Annotated in this window: 1 protein-coding gene and 1 pseudogene; both read left to right on the top strand. The window is 65.9% G+C overall.

Annotated elements, in window-relative coordinates; genetic code table 11:
• Window positions 1-124, top strand: a pseudogene (locus tag IH615_RS00905) (3-hydroxyacyl-CoA dehydrogenase); the annotation flags it as partial.
• Between the two features lie 172 nt (window positions 125-296).
• The coding region (gene istA / locus IH615_RS00900) for an IS21 family transposase (protein ID WP_291359078.1) at window positions 297-1,538 on the top strand (1,242 nt) is incomplete at its 3' end.

Genomic DNA, 1,538 nt, shown 5'->3' with positions numbered 1-1,538 from the left:
CGCCGAGGACATCGACAGGACGATAAAGTTCGGCCTCGGTCTGCGCTGGTCCTTCATGGGCCCGTTCGAGACGATCGATCTCAATGCGCCTCTGGGCATCGACGACTATGCGAGGCGTCTCGGACCGATGTACGAGGAGCTTGCCCGCGGACGGCGCCCGGCGGGCGCGCGGAGCTGAGAACGGCGGTGGAAAACTAGACCACGGTAGCGGCGGGATAGTCCTGCTGCGGGCGGCGTAAAATCCGGCCACCTATTTCCCTTCTGTGCAGCGCAGGGAGGGATGAGGGATCTACACCGTGGACTTATATCTGAAGGTTCGCGTGGCGTGCGACGGGGGCATGAGCCAGCGCGAGGCATCCAGGCATTTCGGCATCTCACGCGACACGGTTCGCAAGATGATGGCGTATTCGGTTCCGCCGGGGTATCGGCGGCAGGCTCCGGTTCGGCGTCCGAAGCTGGACGCGTTCATCGCGATCATCGATCAGTGGCTTGAGGCGGACCGTGCGGTCCCGCGCAAGCAGCGTCATACGGCCAAACGGGTGTTCGACCGGCTGCGCGACGAGCATGGGTTTACCGGCGGCTACACGATCATCAAGGACTACATGCGCGATCGGGAGCGGCGCGGCCAGGAGATGTTCGTGCCGCTGGCGCATCCTGCCGGGCATGGACAGGCCGACTTCGGGGAGGCCGTCGTTGTCATCGGCGGCGTGGAGCAGAAGGCGCACTTCTTCGTGCTTGATCTGCCGCACAGCGACGGCTGCTATGTGCGGGCCTATCCGGCGGCGGTGGCCGAAGCGTGGGTGGACGGCCATATCCATGCGTTCGCCTTCTTCGGGGCTGTGCCGCAGTCGATCGTCTACGACAACGACCGCTGCCTGGTGGCGAAGATCCTGCCCGACGGCACGCGCAAGCGGGCGGCGCTGTTCAGCGGCTTCCTGTCCCACTACCTGATCCGGGATCGCTATGGCCGGCCCGGCAAGGGCAATGACAAGGGCAGCGTCGAAGGACTGGTCGGCTACGCCCGGCGCAACTTCATGGTGCCGATCCCGCACTTTGCATCGTGGGACGAGTTCAACCTGTGGCTCGAGGAGCAGTGCCGTAAGCGCCAGAGCGACCGGCTGCGCGGCGAGAGCGAGACGATCGGCGAACGCTTGCTGCGCGATCTGGCGGCGATGCGGCCGCTGCCGGCATCGCCCTTCGAGGCCTGCGACCAGGCCAGCGGTCGGGTCTCCTCGCAGGCGCTGGTGCGCTACAGGACTAACGACTACTCCGTTCCGGTCGCCTTCGGCCACCAGGACGTTTGGATCCGTGGCTATGTCGACGCGGTGGTGATCGGCTGCGGCGGGGAGGTCATTGCCCGCCATCCGCGCAGCTATGAGCGCGAAGAGGTTGTCTTCGATCCGCTGCATTACCTGCCGCTGATCGAGCAGAAGATCAACGCGCTCGACCAGGCCGCACCGCTGCAGGGCTGGGAACTGCCGGAGGCGTTCACGACCCTGCGCCGCCTCATGGAAGCGCGGATGGGCAAACAGGGCCGG

This window comes from Devosia sp., assembly GCF_014860165.1.
Taxonomy (GTDB): domain Bacteria; phylum Pseudomonadota; class Alphaproteobacteria; order Rhizobiales; family Devosiaceae; genus Devosia.
The sequence above is the reverse complement of the archived record's forward strand: the minus strand, read 5'-3'. Positions and strand labels throughout refer to the sequence as shown.